Source organism: Pseudomonas sp. P8_241 (genome assembly GCF_034008315.1).
Lineage (GTDB): Bacteria > Pseudomonadota > Gammaproteobacteria > Pseudomonadales > Pseudomonadaceae > Aquipseudomonas.
Map to the genome: position 1 here is coordinate 5,250,150 of NZ_CP125377.1, position 13,289 is coordinate 5,263,438.

Consider the following 13,289-nt stretch of genomic DNA (forward strand, 5'->3'; position numbering starts at 1 on the left):
TTATCAGGAAGACACCCTTAGTCGTCCGGCGATCCGGCAAATCGACAGACGAAATAAAAATAAACCATAAAGCCAAACTCGCTAGAATCCGAGGCTCATTTGCGTTGGAAAAGGACACTCCAGTGACAGCCCGACTCGTGCCTTATGAAAGCCTGAACGCGCTGCAGCGCCAACAGGTCGAGGCTATTGAAGTGCATTCGCAACAGATCAAATTCTCGGGTGACATCCACGGTGCCTTGCACACGTTGTTGTCCAAACCCGGCCCCGGGGTCAAGGGCTTTGCCTTGCTGGCCGAGGACATTCCCGTGGCGTTCCTGCTGCTCAAGCGCCCGCCAGTGCTGCCGGGCTGGGCCGATGAACACAGCGCGACCCTGCATGCGCTGCAAGTCGATCAACGCGCTCAGGGCAAAGGCTACGGCAAGGCCTGCCTGCAAGCGCTTCCCGAAGTTGCGCGCCTGGCCTGGCCGGAAATCAAGGGGCTGGAGTTGTCGGTGGACGCCGACAACGAAGCCGCCATCGCCCTGTACGCCAGGTTTGGCTTTGTCGACAGCGGCGAGGCGTACAAGGGGCGGATCGGTTATGAGCGGCGGATGGGGTTGGTGTTTTAACTGCGCGTCGATGAACCTTGGTAGGAGTTGCCGCAGGCTGCGATCTTTCGATCTTTTTTTTGAAGGCCAACGTCAAAAGATCGCAGCCTTCGGCAGCTCCTACAGAGATTAAAGCGTCAAAACCATCTCATGCCACACCATGCCGCCATGGTCGGACGCCGAGGGTTTGATGTAGGCAAAGCCAAAACCGGCATACAACGGAATATGCCGTTCCTTGCACATCAGGTTGATGGTGACCTTGCCCATCGCACGCATACGCTCGATGAACTCGCCCATCAGGCGCTTGGCCAGGCCCTGCCCTTGATAATCCGGGTGCACCACCACCGACATGATCACCACGTGCGGCCCGGCCGGGTCGTGGCCGATCAGTTCCTTGAACGCCTCGTCCGACATTTCCACCTGGAACGCCGCACCGGAATTGATGAATCCGGCGACAACGCCGTCCACTTCCGCCACGATAAACCCTTCGGGCCAGGTGGCGATGCGGGTGGAGATTTTCTCCCGGGTAGCGGCTTCGTCGCCTTCGTAGGCAACGGTTTCGATGGCGTAGCAGCGGTCCAGATCGGCAGGCGTGACGTGACGGATGACGGCGTTCATGGCAACTCGGGATCAGCGTGGGAAAGCCCGCAATCATAAATCAGCCGCCGTGCGACATCGAGAAACGAATCAAGCGATCCGTCTCTCGATGTCGGCGTCAGGCCTTGAGCGGCAACCAGAGTTCCAGCTTGCCGGTATTGAGCCTGGGGTTGAAATCTTCGCTGTAGCGCTCGAACTCCGGGGCATTGAGCAGTTCGCGTCCGGACTGTGGCAGCCATGTGCCATGGATGTATTGGAAGGTTTGCGGCAAGGATTCCAACGGCCCTTTGTGTTCGAACACCACGTATTGCTGGGGCTGAACCTCTACCCAGCGGTATGTCTCCGGCAAATCGTCGAGCCTGCTGATCTCCACCCCGGCGATGTAATCGAAGCCGCCCTTGCCGTCGAAGTTGCAGCAGACGCCGTAGGTCACTTCGCCTTTTTGACCCGGAATCTTCCCTAGATGAGGAATGAACTTTTCCCAGAGTTCGGGGATGCCCTTGACGGTTTGCTGGGTAAAATTCCCGCCAAGCCCGGCGATCAGCAGAAAGTGTCCGTGCTCGAAGCGCGGCTGCGTCACCTCAACGCGTGTTTGCTCATCCATGGCTCGTCTCCTGGAGCTTAAAAATGGGTTCGGCTGGGAGTATAGAAGCCAAACCCGATTCGCCCACTTATAGGGCGTGCAACTGCTCGGCGGCGCCAGAGCCGACAAACTCGTTGTACCCCGACAGGATCACGTAGACCGCGAAATAGCAGAAGATCGCTGCCGATGCCATGTAGGAATAGCGCAGCAATTTGTCGCCGAGCAACTTGCCGCCATGGCTCGCGGCGAAGCACAGGCCGGCCGACCAGAGCAGTCCGGCGCAGAGAAAGCCGCCGAGAAACAGTGCTGAACTGAGTGGGCCACCGCCACCGGAACGGGCAATCAGTGTGCCACCCACCGCGGCGAACCAAAGAATGGCACTGGGCGACGACATGGCGAGAAAAATCCCGCGAAAGAACTCCTTGCGGTGGGAGTTGTTCCCGACTTCTGCCGTTTCGGCCAACAGCGCTTCATGGTGGATCGCCGAATAGATCATTTTCGCCGCGAAGTAGACCAGCAGCGCCGAACCGCCAATCCACAGCACCCAACGCACGGTTTCGTACTGTAGCAACACCGTCATGCCGGCCAGCGCCAGCACGGCGTAGATCAGGTCACCCACGCAAGTCCCCAACCCCAGCGCAAAGCCTTGGAAATAGCCGCGCTGCATGGCCAGCGTGATCATCGCGATGTTGGCCACGCCGATGTCCAGGCACAGCGACAGGCTCAACAAGAAGCCACTGGTAAATTCCATCGAACCCTATCCTTCGGACAAATTTGTTTACTTTGAGGCTGGACAGTCTGCCACAGCTGACCGTACATTCCGCCACAGGTCACCGCAGTGACCTGCGTCGCTCGGACGGTTCCGGGCGCTTACGTTATCCGAGGCAACAATGGCCGAACAAGGTTCGCCGCGCCGCTTTGCGCGCATAGATCGACTCCCCCCTTACGTTTTCAACATCACTGCCGAGCTGAAGATGGCCGCCCGTCGTCGTGGCGAAGACATCATCGACTTGAGCATGGGCAACCCCGACGGCGCCACGCCGCCGCACATCGTCGAAAAACTTGTGCAGGTCGCCCAGCGTGAAGACACCCACGGTTACTCCACGTCCAAGGGGATTCCGCGTCTGCGCCGGGCGATTTCCAACTGGTACAAGGAGCGCTACGAGGTCGACATCGACCCGGAAAGCGAAGCCATTGTCACCATCGGCTCCAAGGAAGGCCTGGCGCATTTGATGCTGGCCACCCTCGACCAGGGCGACACGGTACTGGTGCCGAATCCGAGCTACCCGATTCACATCTACGGTGCCGTGATTGCCGGCGCCCAGGTGCGGTCCGTGCCACTGGTACCGGGCGTGGATTTCTTCGCGGAGCTGGAACGGGCCATTCGCGGCTCGATCCCGAAACCGAAGATGATGATCCTCGGCTTCCCGTCCAACCCCACCGCACAGTGCGTGGAGCTGGACTTCTTCGAGCGGGTGATCGCCCTCGCCAAGCAATACGACGTGCTGGTGGTGCACGACCTGGCCTACGCCGACATCGTCTATGACGGCTGGAAAGCCCCGTCGATCATGCAGGTGCCAGGCGCCAAGGACATTGCGGTGGAGTTTTTCACCCTGTCCAAGAGCTACAACATGGCTGGCTGGCGCATCGGCTTCATGGTCGGCAACCCGGAACTGGTCAACGCCCTGGCGCGGATCAAGAGCTATCACGACTACGGCACCTTCACCCCGCTGCAAGTGGCCGCAATTGCTGCACTGGAAGGCGATCAGCAATGCGTGCGCGACATCGCCGAGCAGTATCGCCAACGCCGTAACGTGCTGGTCAAAGGACTGCATGAACTGGGCTGGATGGTCGAGAATCCGAAGGCTTCGATGTATGTCTGGGCGAAGATCCCTGAGGCTTACGCGCACCTGGGTTCGCTGGAGTTCGCCAAGAAACTGCTGGCCGAGGCCAAGGTTTGCGTCTCGCCGGGTGTTGGATTTGGCGAGTACGGCGATGATCACGTGCGTTTTGCCCTGATCGAAAACCAGGACCGGATTCGCCAGGCCGTACGCGGGATTCGCGGGATGTTCCGGGCGGATGGGCTCGTCACCAAATCCAACGCCTGACCGAACCTGTAGGAGCCGGCTTGCTGGCGATCGCATCGACTCGGTCAGACGTTACACCGTGTCGCCTGCATCGCCAGCAAGCCGGCTCCTACATAGGTTTGCATCACCCACAAAAAAACCGCAGCGATGCGGTTTTTTTGTGTCTGTCGAATCGCTTAAACGAACAGCGACAACAACAGGATAAAGCCCAGGGCCACCACCGACAGAATGGTTTCCATCGCGGTCCAGGTCTTGAAGGTTTCGGCCACGGTCATGTTGAAGTACTGCTTGACCAGCCAGAAACCGGCGTCGTTGACGTGAGACAGGATCAGGGAACCGGCACCGGTGGCGAGCACCAGCAGCTCACGGTTCACACCCGGGATCATCCCCACCACCGGCACCACGATGCCCGCGCCGGTAATGGTCGCAACGGTTGCGGAACCTGTGGCGATACGGATTACCGCTGCCACCAGCCAAGCCAGCAGGATCGGCGAGATCTGTGCATTCACCGCCATGTGGCCGATCACGTCGCCCACACCACTGGTCACCAGCATCTGCTTGAAGCCACCACCGGCACCGATGATCAGGATGATCGCGGCGGTCGGCGCGAGGCTCGCATCCAGCCATTTCATCATTTGGCTGGAACCGATGCCCTGCTTGTAGCCGAAGGTATACAACGACAGCAGCAATGCCAGCAGCAATGCCGAAATCGGGTGACCGATCAGGTCCATGAAGGCGCGGAAGATGTTGCCATCGGGCAGCACCACGTCGGCAAAGGTCTTGAGTAGCATCAAGAACACTGGCAGCAGCACGGTCACCAGCGTGATGCCGAAGCTTGGCAGTTCAGCCGAATCGGTTTCGCGCGCCAGTTGATCCACCAGCTCCTGGTTCGGATGCCCCGGAATATGCTTGGCAATGAACGTACCGAAGATCGGGCCAGCGATGATGGCGGTTGGCAGCGCTACGATCAGGCCGTACAGAATGGTCTTGCCGATATCGGCACCGAACACGCCGATGGCCAGCAACGGGCCCGGGTGCGGTGGCACCAGGCCATGAACCGCGGACAGACCGGCCAGCAGCGGGATACCGATCTTGATGATCGACACACCGGTGCGGCGGGCCACGATGAACACCAACGGAATCAGCAATACGAAGCCGATTTCGAAGAACAGCGGGATACCGACCAGAAACGCGGCGAACATCATCGCCCACTGCACCTTGTCCTTGCCGAAGGCGCGGATCAACGTCTGCGCAATCTGATCGGCCCCCCCTGATTCGGCCATCATTTTGCCGAGCATCGTGCCCAGCGCCAGGATGATGCCGACAAAACCAAGCACGCCCCCAAAGCCGTCCTGGAACGCCTTGATGATGGTGCCGATCGGCATGCCGGACGTCAGCCCGAGGAAGGCTGCGGCGATGATCAGTGCGAGGAATGGGTGCAACTTGAACTTGGTGATCAGAACGATAAGCCCGATCACCGTAACCACTGCATCGAGCAGCAGGAACGTCTCGTGGGACATGCCAAACATTGGGGGGTGTCTCCTGGTTGTTGTTGTTATTAAAGCGGGTTAATCAGAAGTCGCGAGGACAGCGCTGTCTTTGCCGACACAGTCATACCGCCTGTTTCAGGCCGTTGGCCTGCCACCAGACATGAGCCTTCGCAGCCAGTTGCTCGACACTGTTGGTCGAGGCATTCAGTGCCAGGGTCAACGGCTCGCCCACGGGTGATTCGAGGGTGGCGAACTGGCTGTCGATCAGGGTCGACGGCATGAAATGCCCTGGCCGGTGGGATACGCGGTCGGCAGCGACTTCAGGGGTCAACTCAAGAAACACGAAACCCAGGCCCGGCAAGGCACTGCGCAGACGTTCGCGGTAAATCTGTTTGAGGGCCGAGCAGGTCAGCACCGGGCGTTCGCCCCTGGCATCGATGCGGCGCAATTCATCGCACAGACTGTCGAGCCAGCCGGCACGGTCTTCATCGTTCAAGGGGATACCCGCGCTCATCTTTTCGATATTGGCGGCAGGGTGAAAAGAGTCGCCTTCAATGGCCGTGGCGCCGCTCAAATGGCACAAGGCCTCGCTGACGCACGTCTTGCCGCAACCGGCAACGCCCATGATGACCAGGGCGGTGATGGGATGATTCATGTAACACCTCAGCGCGCAGACAGCGCTACCTTTGCCAGTTATGACACTAGACCAAAAGCAGAAGTTGCCGACGCCTTTCTTGTCATTTTGTGGGTTGCAGCAGGTTAAGTCCCAACGCCAAAAAGCGAGGATCAGGCGAACCCTCGCTCACGCATTTGCAGCTGCATCGAGACAGCGCTACCTTAGTGCCTTGAATTTTGTTTGGCAAGCCGTCGATGAACCCAACTAAAAACGACAAAAATACCCGCACCACTGGCCGCCCTACCCTGAACGAAGTAGCGCGACTGGCCGGCGTCAGCCCGATTACCGCCTCTCGAGCCCTGCGTGGGGTCAGCACGGTGGCCACCGAACTGGTGGAAAAAGTCCAGAAAGCGGCGCTCGAACTCAACTACGTGGTCAACCCGGCAGCACGCGCCCTGGCTTCGGCACAGAGCCACTCAGTGGTGGTGTTGGTGCCATCGCTGTCCAACCTGCTCTTCATCGACACCCTGGAAGCCATTCATCAGGTGTTGCGCCCCAAGGGCTTCGAAGTGCTGATCGGCAACTTCCATTATTCACGCGACGAAGAAGAAAACCTGCTGCGCAATTACATGGCCTATCAACCGCGCGGCCTGTTGCTGACAGGTTTCGACCGCACCGAAAGTTCGCGACGGATGATCGAAGCCAGCAATATTCCGTGTGTGTACATGATGGAGCTGGACAGCGCAGCCGGGCTCAATTGCGTCGGCTTCTCGCAACTGGCAGCCGGGGAAACGGCGGCCGAACATTTGCTGTCCCGTGGGCGCAAACGTCTGGCTTACATCGGTGCGCAACTGGATCAGCGCACTTTGTTGCGCGGCGAAGGTTTCCGCAAGGCGCTGAAGAAGGCCGGCCTGTATGACCCAGACCTGGAAGTTCTCACCCCGCGTTCCTCCTCTGTGGGCCTCGGTGGCGAACTGTTCTTGCAACTGCTGGCCAGTCACCCCGATGTCGATGCCATTTTCTTCGGCAATGACGACCTGGCCCAGGGCGCCCTTCTAGAAGCCATGCGCTGCGGGATCAAGATCCCGGAGCAGGTAGCGATTCTGGGTTTCAACGATTTGCCCATGTCTGAACACATGGTCCCGCGCCTGAGCAGCATCAACACCCCGCGTGAAGCCATTGGCCGTCGTGCGGCGGAGCAGATGCTGACGCTGATGGCCGGCAACACCGTGGCCAAACCGGTGCAGGACATGGGGTTTGAATTGAAGGTGCGCGAGAGCACATAGTTCTCCGCCTCGACATGCGTAAGCGTTGCCGAAGGCTGCGATCTCCGGATCCGCGTTGAAAAAATCCAGATCAAAAGATCGCAGCCTTCGGCAGCTCCTACACTGCATATACGTCATTTTCGATGGAGTAACCCATGGAACATGCACTGAGAATTCTCGGCAAAGCCTCGTCCATCAACGTCCGCAAAGTCCTGTGGACCTGTGAGGAACTGGGTATTGCCTACGAACGCGAGGATTGGGGCAGTGGCTTTGCGTCCACTCACAGTCCCGAGTTTCTTCGGCTGAACCCTAACGCCCAGGTGCCGGTGATCGTCGATGACGCCGGGGTGTTATGGGAATCCAACACCATCTGCCGCTACCTGACCGCCAAACACCATCACGCCGACCTGCTGCCTACCGACCCAGCGGCACGCGCCCGAGTAGAACAGTGGATGGACTGGCAAGCCACCGAGCTCAACTCCTCCTGGAGCTACGCGTTCATGGCGTTGGTGCGCAAAGACCCGGAATTTCAGGATGCGCACCGTATCGACGTCAGCGCCCGCGGCTGGAATCAGAAGATGGGCATCCTCGAACACCAGCTCGCGACCACCAAGGCGTACGTGGCCGGGCCACGCTTCACCCTGGCAGATATTGTCATCGGTTTGTCGGTCAATCGCTGGCTGATGACACCGATTGATCGGCCTGATTATCCGGCAGTCGATGAGTATTTCCAGCGCCTGGCACAACGCCCCGGCTTTCTCAAATACGGCTGCAACGGCTTGCCGTGAACGGAAACGAAACCCCTGTGGCGAGGGAGCTTGCTCCCGCTGGGCAGCGAAGCGGCCCCAAAAAAGGAACTGCTGCGCAGTTCAACGGGAGCAAGCTCCCTCGCCACAGGTTCAGCGTTGCGACTAGTTCAGCTGCAACGTCGAGTTGAACTGGCTGATCGCATCCACCACATGCCGGGAGCCCTGCTGAATCTCCAGAATCACCTCCCCCGCCTCGTTCGCCAGTTCCACCCCAAGCCCGGTTCGACTCAGGCTCGATTGCATGCTCGACACCGCGCTCAGGGACAGGTCGTGGTTCTTGCGCACCACCTCGACAATTTCCAGTGTCGCCTGGCTGGTACGCGCCGCGAGGCTGCGCACTTCATCGGCCACCACCGCAAATCCTCGCCCGTGCTCCCCGGCACGGGCCGCTTCGATGGCGGCGTTAAGTGCCAGCAAATTGGTCTGATCGGCAATACCGCGGATGGTCTGCACAATGGTGCCAATGATGTCGGACTGTTTGCTGACGGCGTCGATGCTCACCGCCGCTTCGTTCAAATCCTTGGAAATATCCTGGATGATCTGCACCGTTTGCTGCACCACTTCGGACCCTTTGCGCGCACAAACGTCGTTTTGCACAGACGTGCTGTGGGCCGATTCGGCCGCAGTTTGCAGGGTCGTCATCTGCTGGGTGATGTCGCTGGCAAACTTGACGACTTTGTACAGCCGGCCCTTCGCGTCGAACAATGGATTGTAGGACGCTTCGAGAAATACCGTCTGACCTTGCTTGTTCTTGCGCTCGAAACGATGGGAGTGAAATTCCCCGCGATTGAGCGAAGCCCAGAAATTCCTGTATGCCTGAGACTCGGCTTCAGCACGGTGACAAAACAGGCTGTGGTGTTGACCTATCACTTCGTTTAGCGAGTACTGCATGGTTTTCAGGAAGTTCTCATTGGCGGTGATCACCCGGCCTTCGGGGGTGAACTCAATCACCGCCATCGAACGTCCGATCGCTGCAAGCATGCTTGCGTTTTCATGTTCCTTGTTGACCCTGGCGGTGACGTCGGTCGCGACTTTGATCACGCTCCTGACCTGGCGGTCGGGGCCCGGAACCGGCATGTAACTGGCTTCGAGCCAGATTTCGCTGCCACCCTTGTCCAGCCGCATAAACGTCCCGCTCAGCGGCTCGCCACGGCTCAGGTCACGCCACAATTTGGTATAAGCGTCGCTGCGGTAATACCGTTCCTCACAAAAAACCCGGTGATGCTTGCCACGCACTTCATCGGCGCTGTAGCCCATGGCGCTACAGAAGTTCTCATTTGCCTCAATCACGAAGCCATCCGGGGTGAACTCAATCATTGCCATCGAACGACTGATTGCCGCCAACTTGCCATTGGCTTCGGTCAGGGCACAACTGAATCGCTCGATTTCCAGCAGGTCAGCCTTGTGATGTAGGTTAAACATGTTCGTATCACCTTCGGCGCGTTCTTTTGATTAATGAAAGCTGCAGTTCTTTCAAATCCACCACTACGTTCCACGGAACAGGCACACGCGTTCCTCCAATAAGAAGGATTTGTCAGGTGATAAATGATGATCAATCGGAGGGTCCCTATACCGGCACTCTCATCAAAACATCCTTCTCTTGATAGCCCTCACTCGGGCCAGACCTAACAGACTTATCAACAAACTCCATTTAATCGACGGCTCCCTTTGGTCAAGTGTAGGTGCCTTGATTTGCGCACTCTGACTGCCAACATCGCTTTGTTCGATATCGTTAGTTACGCGTGAGCATAGCCAGCAGCAGTCGTCTTGCAAGGCCACTAATTGGCCATCACCAGGACAAAATCGGTTCAGCGTCCGCAGGCTCTGGATAAAAAAGAGGGTGACGCCGACGGACGGTGCATCAGGGATTCGGACCGGGAGATTTTATGCAGGTTTGCAGCAAAAAAACCTGCAAGAGCATCGCCCCCACATTGCATGGGAGCGAGCATTCAACGCGGGATCAGTGACCGAACACGCCCACTTTTTTGGCTTTCTTGTCTGCGCGTTTTTCAATGGCGGTTTTCGCCGGTTTCTTTTTCGCCGATTTCTTTGAATCCATACCTTTGGACATGATGCGTACTCCACACATTGGGATGTGAGATCAGGTATACACCTATCCCCGCTCGCGTGTTCTTTTATAATCGCCCGCTTTGTACGCCGACAGTCGAAGACATGCCCAGCACTCAATACAGTCGACTCGACGAGCCGTTATGGCCGTTGATGAACAAGTTTTACCGCGCCCACCAATCGTCGATGAAAGCGGTCCGTGATGCTCAGTTGTGGGTGGCCCGGCGCAATGAAATCGTTGCCGCGCTGTGTTTGCGTCCAGTATCGGGCGGCCACTGGCTGACAGGACTGTTTGTCGATCCGGGCTGTCGCGAACAAGGGATTGCGGCAGGGTTGATCGAGGCCGCAGTAAAGGATTGCGAACACCCGGTATGGTTATTCTGTCATCCGGATTTGCGGGGGTTTTATGAGCGTCGCGGTTTTACGTTCGACCCGCAGATGCCTTATGCAATGGTTGAACGCTTGACTCGCTATGCGCGCAGCAAGCCGATGATTGCGATGGGGCTGGCGCCGTAAACAATTGTGGGAGCGAGCCTGCTCGCGATAGCCATATGTCAGATTCATTGATGTTGATTGACACGACGTCATCGCGAGCAGGCTCCCACAGGGTTTTGTACCGATGGTCAGTCGTCCGCGCTGGGATCAAGATCCGGGAACATTACTTCGGTAAACCCGAACTTGCTGAAGTCGGTAATACGCGATGGGTACAGGCGCCCGATCAGATGATCGCACTCATGCTGCACCACCCGCGCATGGAACCCTGAAGCAACGCGCACGATGGTTTCGCCCTTCGGATCGACCCCTTCGTAACGAACATGCTGGTAACGCTGCACCGCACCGCGCAGTCCCGGCACTGACAAACAACCTTCAAAGCCTTCCTCAAGCGTCGGGTCGAGCGGCGTGATCAACGGGTTGATCAGAATCGTCTGCGGAACGGCTTCGGCGTCCGGATAACGCTCGCTGTGCTCGAATCCGAAGATCACCAATTGCAGATCGACACCAATCTGCGGCGCAGCCAGGCCCACACCGCCAACACTTTCCATGGTCTGGAACATGTCGTCGATGAGTTGCCACAGCTCAGGGCTGTCGAACATTTCGGCGGGTACGGGCGGGGCAATGCGCAGCAGGCGCTCATCGCCCATTTTGAGAATGTCACGAATCATGATTGGGCTTCGTCAGTGGTCGGCTTGAGCGAGTGATCCCGGCCCAGCCCCGACACATGGTGTTTTTCCTCATGGCCCGGACCGTGTTCGCCGGGAACCTTTTCGCCAGGGTCCTTGCCCTCTCGCGACATGTGCTCGATCACCGCATTCATTTCCGCGCCGAGCAACAACACGGCGGCGGAAATATAGAAGTACAGCAACAGCACGATGATCGCGCCGATACTGCCATACATGGCGTTGTAGTTGGCGAACTCCTTGACGTAGAAGCCAAAGCCCAACGAGGCGATGATCCATACCACCACTGCCAGCACGGAGCCGGGCGTGATGAAGCGAAACTCCTGTTTGACGTCGGGCATCACGTAGTAGATCAAGGCCACTGCGACCATCAACAGAATCACGATCACCGGCCAGCGAGCGATGGTCCAGAGCGTGACGATGAAATACTCGAGGCCGACTTGCGAGGCGATCCAGCTCATCACCTGCGGCCCGAGCACCATCAGTGCAGCAGCGATCAGTAGCATGCCGGCTATGCCGACGGTATAGATAATCGACAACGGAAAGCGTTTCCACAGCGGACGACCTTCCACTACGTCGTAGGCCGCATTCATTGCGCTCATCATCAATCGCACACCCGCCGAGGCGGTATACAGAGCGATTACGATACCTACCGACAGCAAACCGCCCTTGGATTGCTGAAGCTGGTCGATCACCGGGTTGACCTGCTCCAGGGCCTGGGGTGGCAGCACAAGTTCCGATTGCAGGCGCAGCCACGAAAAAAAATCAGGCAGGTGCAGGAAACCGATCAGCGCAATCAGAAACAAAATGAACGGAAACAGCGAAAACAGCATTTGATAGGCGAGCGCCGAGGCATAGGTCGACATTTCGTCGTCGACGAATTCGGTGACCGTGCGCACCATCACACGGTGCAGGGGCATGCCTTTCATGTCCGGGAAAATCATTAGCGTCTCCATTCGCCGCAAACAGATTCAGAGGTCAAGTCGTGGCGACTCAGGGGCCCTTTTGTTGCATCAAAGTAGCGCACTTGGCGGCTTTGAAACAATTTCCGCAATCAAGTTCAGCCTGACACGAAAACGGCCATCCGCGGATGGCCGTTCCTAACCGTCGTCGAAGCCGAATCAGGCTTCGTCGACACCTTTCTTGACCGCGTCCTTGGCTTTGCCTACGGCTTGTTGGGCTTCGCCTTTCTTCTCCTGCACCACGCCTTCGGCGCGCATTTTGTCGTTACCGGTCGCCTTGCCAATACCTTGCTTGACGTTGCCCGCGGCTTCGTTGGCCATGCCTTTCACTTTATCGCCTGTACTGCTCATGGTATTTCTCCTGTGAACATCTGGATGGAAAAGTGGTTACACAAGGTTGACCGGGAGCGTTTGCACGGAGTTTCATTTATTTTCACAGTGTCATTTTATCGCTCGATGCAGGTTGCGCTTTATGTTTGCCCGGCAACCCCCGAGAATGCGCAACACATTCAGGCCATGGCGCTGAAGATCCAATCCCGTAGGAATGTTATGAAACTCGATAAAAAGCAGGCCATTGCCCGCAGAAACCAGGAACTTGGCGGTGCTGTGCTTGGCGTCAACAACTGCCACTTCACCGAATTGAACCGCAACCGCAATATCTGGTGGTTCGACATCCCGGTAGCGCGCCTGGCCATTGGTCAGTACGAGTGGATTCACCTGCTGATGCACACGCCGGACACCGACGAACTGCTGCACCTGAAAGTGCCGACAGTGTTCCTGCGTGAGAAGCTTGAAGGCCTGGTGATACGTAACGAAGGCAAGCGCAAGGCCGCACTGAGCCTGGAACTGAGTGCGGACAAGGACTCGTACCTGCAGGACATGCGGCCGACAGGGACTAACGTCAATTTCGCGCCGTTTCGCCAATAACACCGAAAAGATCGCAGCCTGCGGCAGCTCCTACAGGGGAGGCGTACACCCGTAGGAGCTGCCGCAGGCTGCGATCTTTTGAATTGCAAAAGCCCATAAAAAAGCCCCGCATCTGCGGGGC

15 protein-coding genes and 1 pseudogene are annotated in these 13,289 nt (G+C 57.8%); 6 read left to right on the top strand and 10 right to left on the bottom strand.

Annotated features, from left to right (window positions below):
* Positions 1 to 122 precede the first annotated feature (122 nt).
* On the top strand, positions 123 to 608 hold the full coding sequence (locus QMK58_RS23480) for a GNAT family N-acetyltransferase (protein WP_053155465.1): 486 nt from the start codon (positions 123 to 125) through the stop codon (positions 606 to 608).
* A 108-nt stretch (positions 609 to 716) separates the two neighbouring features.
* Here QMK58_RS23480 and QMK58_RS23485 read toward each other — a convergent pair whose 3' ends face one another.
* The 3 genes from QMK58_RS23485 to QMK58_RS23495 form a co-directional block, all read right to left on the bottom strand.
* A complete protein-coding gene (locus QMK58_RS23485; protein ID WP_320395511.1) occupies positions 717 to 1,205 on the bottom strand; it encodes an N-acetyltransferase in 489 nt (162 codons plus the stop codon).
* A 97-nt stretch (positions 1,206 to 1,302) separates the two neighbouring features.
* Positions 1,303 to 1,788: a GyrI-like domain-containing protein gene (locus QMK58_RS23490; RefSeq protein WP_053155461.1), complete on the bottom strand. Its 486-nt coding sequence runs from the start codon at positions 1,786 to 1,788 to the stop codon at positions 1,303 to 1,305.
* Positions 1,789 to 1,855: 67 nt separating this feature from the next.
* Complete coding sequence (locus QMK58_RS23495; RefSeq protein WP_053155459.1) at positions 1,856 to 2,518, bottom strand: LysE family translocator; 663 nt, start codon at positions 2,516 to 2,518, stop codon at positions 1,856 to 1,858.
* A 139-nt stretch (positions 2,519 to 2,657) separates the two neighbouring features.
* Between QMK58_RS23495 and alaC the strand changes: the two genes are divergently transcribed.
* Complete coding sequence (alaC, locus tag QMK58_RS23500; protein WP_053155458.1) at positions 2,658 to 3,875, top strand: alanine transaminase; 1,218 nt, start codon at positions 2,658 to 2,660, stop codon at positions 3,873 to 3,875.
* A gap of 155 nt (positions 3,876 to 4,030) precedes the next feature.
* Here alaC and QMK58_RS23505 read toward each other — a convergent pair whose 3' ends face one another.
* Together QMK58_RS23505 and QMK58_RS23510 are read right to left on the bottom strand one after the other, a co-directional pair.
* A complete protein-coding gene (locus QMK58_RS23505; RefSeq protein ID WP_053155456.1) occupies positions 4,031 to 5,383 on the bottom strand; it encodes a GntP family permease in 1,353 nt (450 codons plus the stop codon).
* 82 nt (positions 5,384 to 5,465) lie between these two features.
* Entirely contained in the window at positions 5,466 to 5,999 is a 534-nt protein-coding gene (locus QMK58_RS23510; RefSeq protein WP_320395512.1) for a gluconokinase, read from the bottom strand.
* Positions 6,000 to 6,214: 215 nt separating this feature from the next.
* On the opposite strand from QMK58_RS23510, the gene QMK58_RS23515 reads away from it, so the two are divergent.
* Together QMK58_RS23515 and QMK58_RS23520 are read left to right on the top strand one after the other, a co-directional pair.
* Positions 6,215 to 7,246: a LacI family DNA-binding transcriptional regulator gene (locus QMK58_RS23515; protein ID WP_320395513.1), complete on the top strand. Its 1,032-nt coding sequence runs from the start codon at positions 6,215 to 6,217 to the stop codon at positions 7,244 to 7,246.
* Positions 7,247 to 7,380: 134 nt separating this feature from the next.
* A complete protein-coding gene (locus QMK58_RS23520) occupies positions 7,381 to 8,013 on the top strand; it encodes a glutathione S-transferase family protein (protein ID WP_053155449.1) in 633 nt (210 codons plus the stop codon).
* 123 nt (positions 8,014 to 8,136) lie between these two features.
* Here QMK58_RS23520 and QMK58_RS29020 read toward each other — a convergent pair whose 3' ends face one another.
* Positions 8,137 to 8,676, bottom strand: a complete 540-nt coding sequence (locus tag QMK58_RS29020; protein ID WP_371856350.1) for a methyl-accepting chemotaxis protein — start codon at positions 8,674 to 8,676, stop codon at positions 8,137 to 8,139.
* 6 nt (positions 8,677 to 8,682) lie between these two features.
* Positions 8,683 to 9,456 (bottom strand): annotated as a pseudogene (locus tag QMK58_RS29025) (PAS domain-containing protein); the annotation flags it as partial.
* Between the two features lie 750 nt (positions 9,457 to 10,206).
* Between QMK58_RS29025 and QMK58_RS23530 the strand changes: the two are divergent.
* Complete coding sequence (locus tag QMK58_RS23530; RefSeq protein ID WP_320395514.1) at positions 10,207 to 10,617, top strand: GNAT family N-acetyltransferase; 411 nt, start codon at positions 10,207 to 10,209, stop codon at positions 10,615 to 10,617.
* A 107-nt stretch (positions 10,618 to 10,724) separates the two neighbouring features.
* Here QMK58_RS23530 and def read toward each other — a convergent pair whose 3' ends face one another.
* The 3 genes from def to QMK58_RS23545 form a co-directional block, all read right to left on the bottom strand.
* On the bottom strand, positions 10,725 to 11,264 hold the full coding sequence (gene def / locus QMK58_RS23535; protein ID WP_053155443.1) for a peptide deformylase: 540 nt from the start codon (positions 11,262 to 11,264) through the stop codon (positions 10,725 to 10,727).
* A complete protein-coding gene (locus QMK58_RS23540) occupies positions 11,261 to 12,223 on the bottom strand; it encodes a YihY/virulence factor BrkB family protein (protein ID WP_053155441.1) in 963 nt (320 codons plus the stop codon). Before QMK58_RS23540 ends, def begins: the two co-directional genes overlap by 4 nt.
* A 177-nt stretch (positions 12,224 to 12,400) precedes the next feature.
* Positions 12,401 to 12,592, bottom strand: a complete 192-nt coding sequence (locus QMK58_RS23545) for a CsbD family protein (protein WP_053155439.1) — start codon at positions 12,590 to 12,592, stop codon at positions 12,401 to 12,403.
* Positions 12,593 to 12,790: 198 nt separating this feature from the next.
* On the opposite strand from QMK58_RS23545, the gene QMK58_RS23550 reads away from it, so the two are divergent.
* Positions 12,791 to 13,168, top strand: coding sequence for a hypothetical protein (locus QMK58_RS23550; RefSeq protein ID WP_053155436.1), 378 nt, complete (start codon positions 12,791 to 12,793; stop codon positions 13,166 to 13,168).
* Positions 13,169 to 13,289: the final 121 nt, after the last annotated feature.

Bases quoted from the DNA above. Each gene is read 5' to 3' on its own strand.
- QMK58_RS23485 (WP_320395511.1), bottom strand. From the start codon at position 1,205: ATGAACGCCGTCATCCGTCACGTCACGCCTGCCGATCTGGACCGCTGC.
- QMK58_RS23490 (WP_053155461.1), bottom strand. From the start codon at position 1,788: ATGGATGAGCAAACACGCGTTGAGGTGACGCAGCCGCGCTTCGAGCAC.
- QMK58_RS23495 (WP_053155459.1), bottom strand. From the start codon at position 2,518: ATGGAATTTACCAGTGGCTTCTTGTTGAGCCTGTCGCTGTGCCTGGAC.
- alaC (WP_053155458.1), top strand. From the start codon at position 2,658: ATGGCCGAACAAGGTTCGCCGCGCCGCTTTGCGCGCATAGATCGACTC.
- QMK58_RS23505 (WP_053155456.1), bottom strand. From the start codon at position 5,383: ATGTTTGGCATGTCCCACGAGACGTTCCTGCTGCTCGATGCAGTGGTT.
- QMK58_RS23510 (WP_320395512.1), bottom strand. From the start codon at position 5,999: ATGAATCATCCCATCACCGCCCTGGTCATCATGGGCGTTGCCGGTTGC.
- QMK58_RS23515 (WP_320395513.1), top strand. From the start codon at position 6,215: ATGAACCCAACTAAAAACGACAAAAATACCCGCACCACTGGCCGCCCT.
- QMK58_RS23520 (WP_053155449.1), top strand. From the start codon at position 7,381: ATGGAACATGCACTGAGAATTCTCGGCAAAGCCTCGTCCATCAACGTC.
- QMK58_RS29020 (WP_371856350.1), bottom strand. From the start codon at position 8,676: ATGACGACCCTGCAAACTGCGGCCGAATCGGCCCACAGCACGTCTGTG.
- QMK58_RS23530 (WP_320395514.1), top strand. From the start codon at position 10,207: ATGCCCAGCACTCAATACAGTCGACTCGACGAGCCGTTATGGCCGTTG.
- def (WP_053155443.1), bottom strand. From the start codon at position 11,264: ATGATTCGTGACATTCTCAAAATGGGCGATGAGCGCCTGCTGCGCATT.
- QMK58_RS23540 (WP_053155441.1), bottom strand. From the start codon at position 12,223: ATGATTTTCCCGGACATGAAAGGCATGCCCCTGCACCGTGTGATGGTG.
- QMK58_RS23545 (WP_053155439.1), bottom strand. From the start codon at position 12,592: ATGAGCAGTACAGGCGATAAAGTGAAAGGCATGGCCAACGAAGCCGCG.
- QMK58_RS23550 (WP_053155436.1), top strand. From the start codon at position 12,791: ATGAAACTCGATAAAAAGCAGGCCATTGCCCGCAGAAACCAGGAACTT.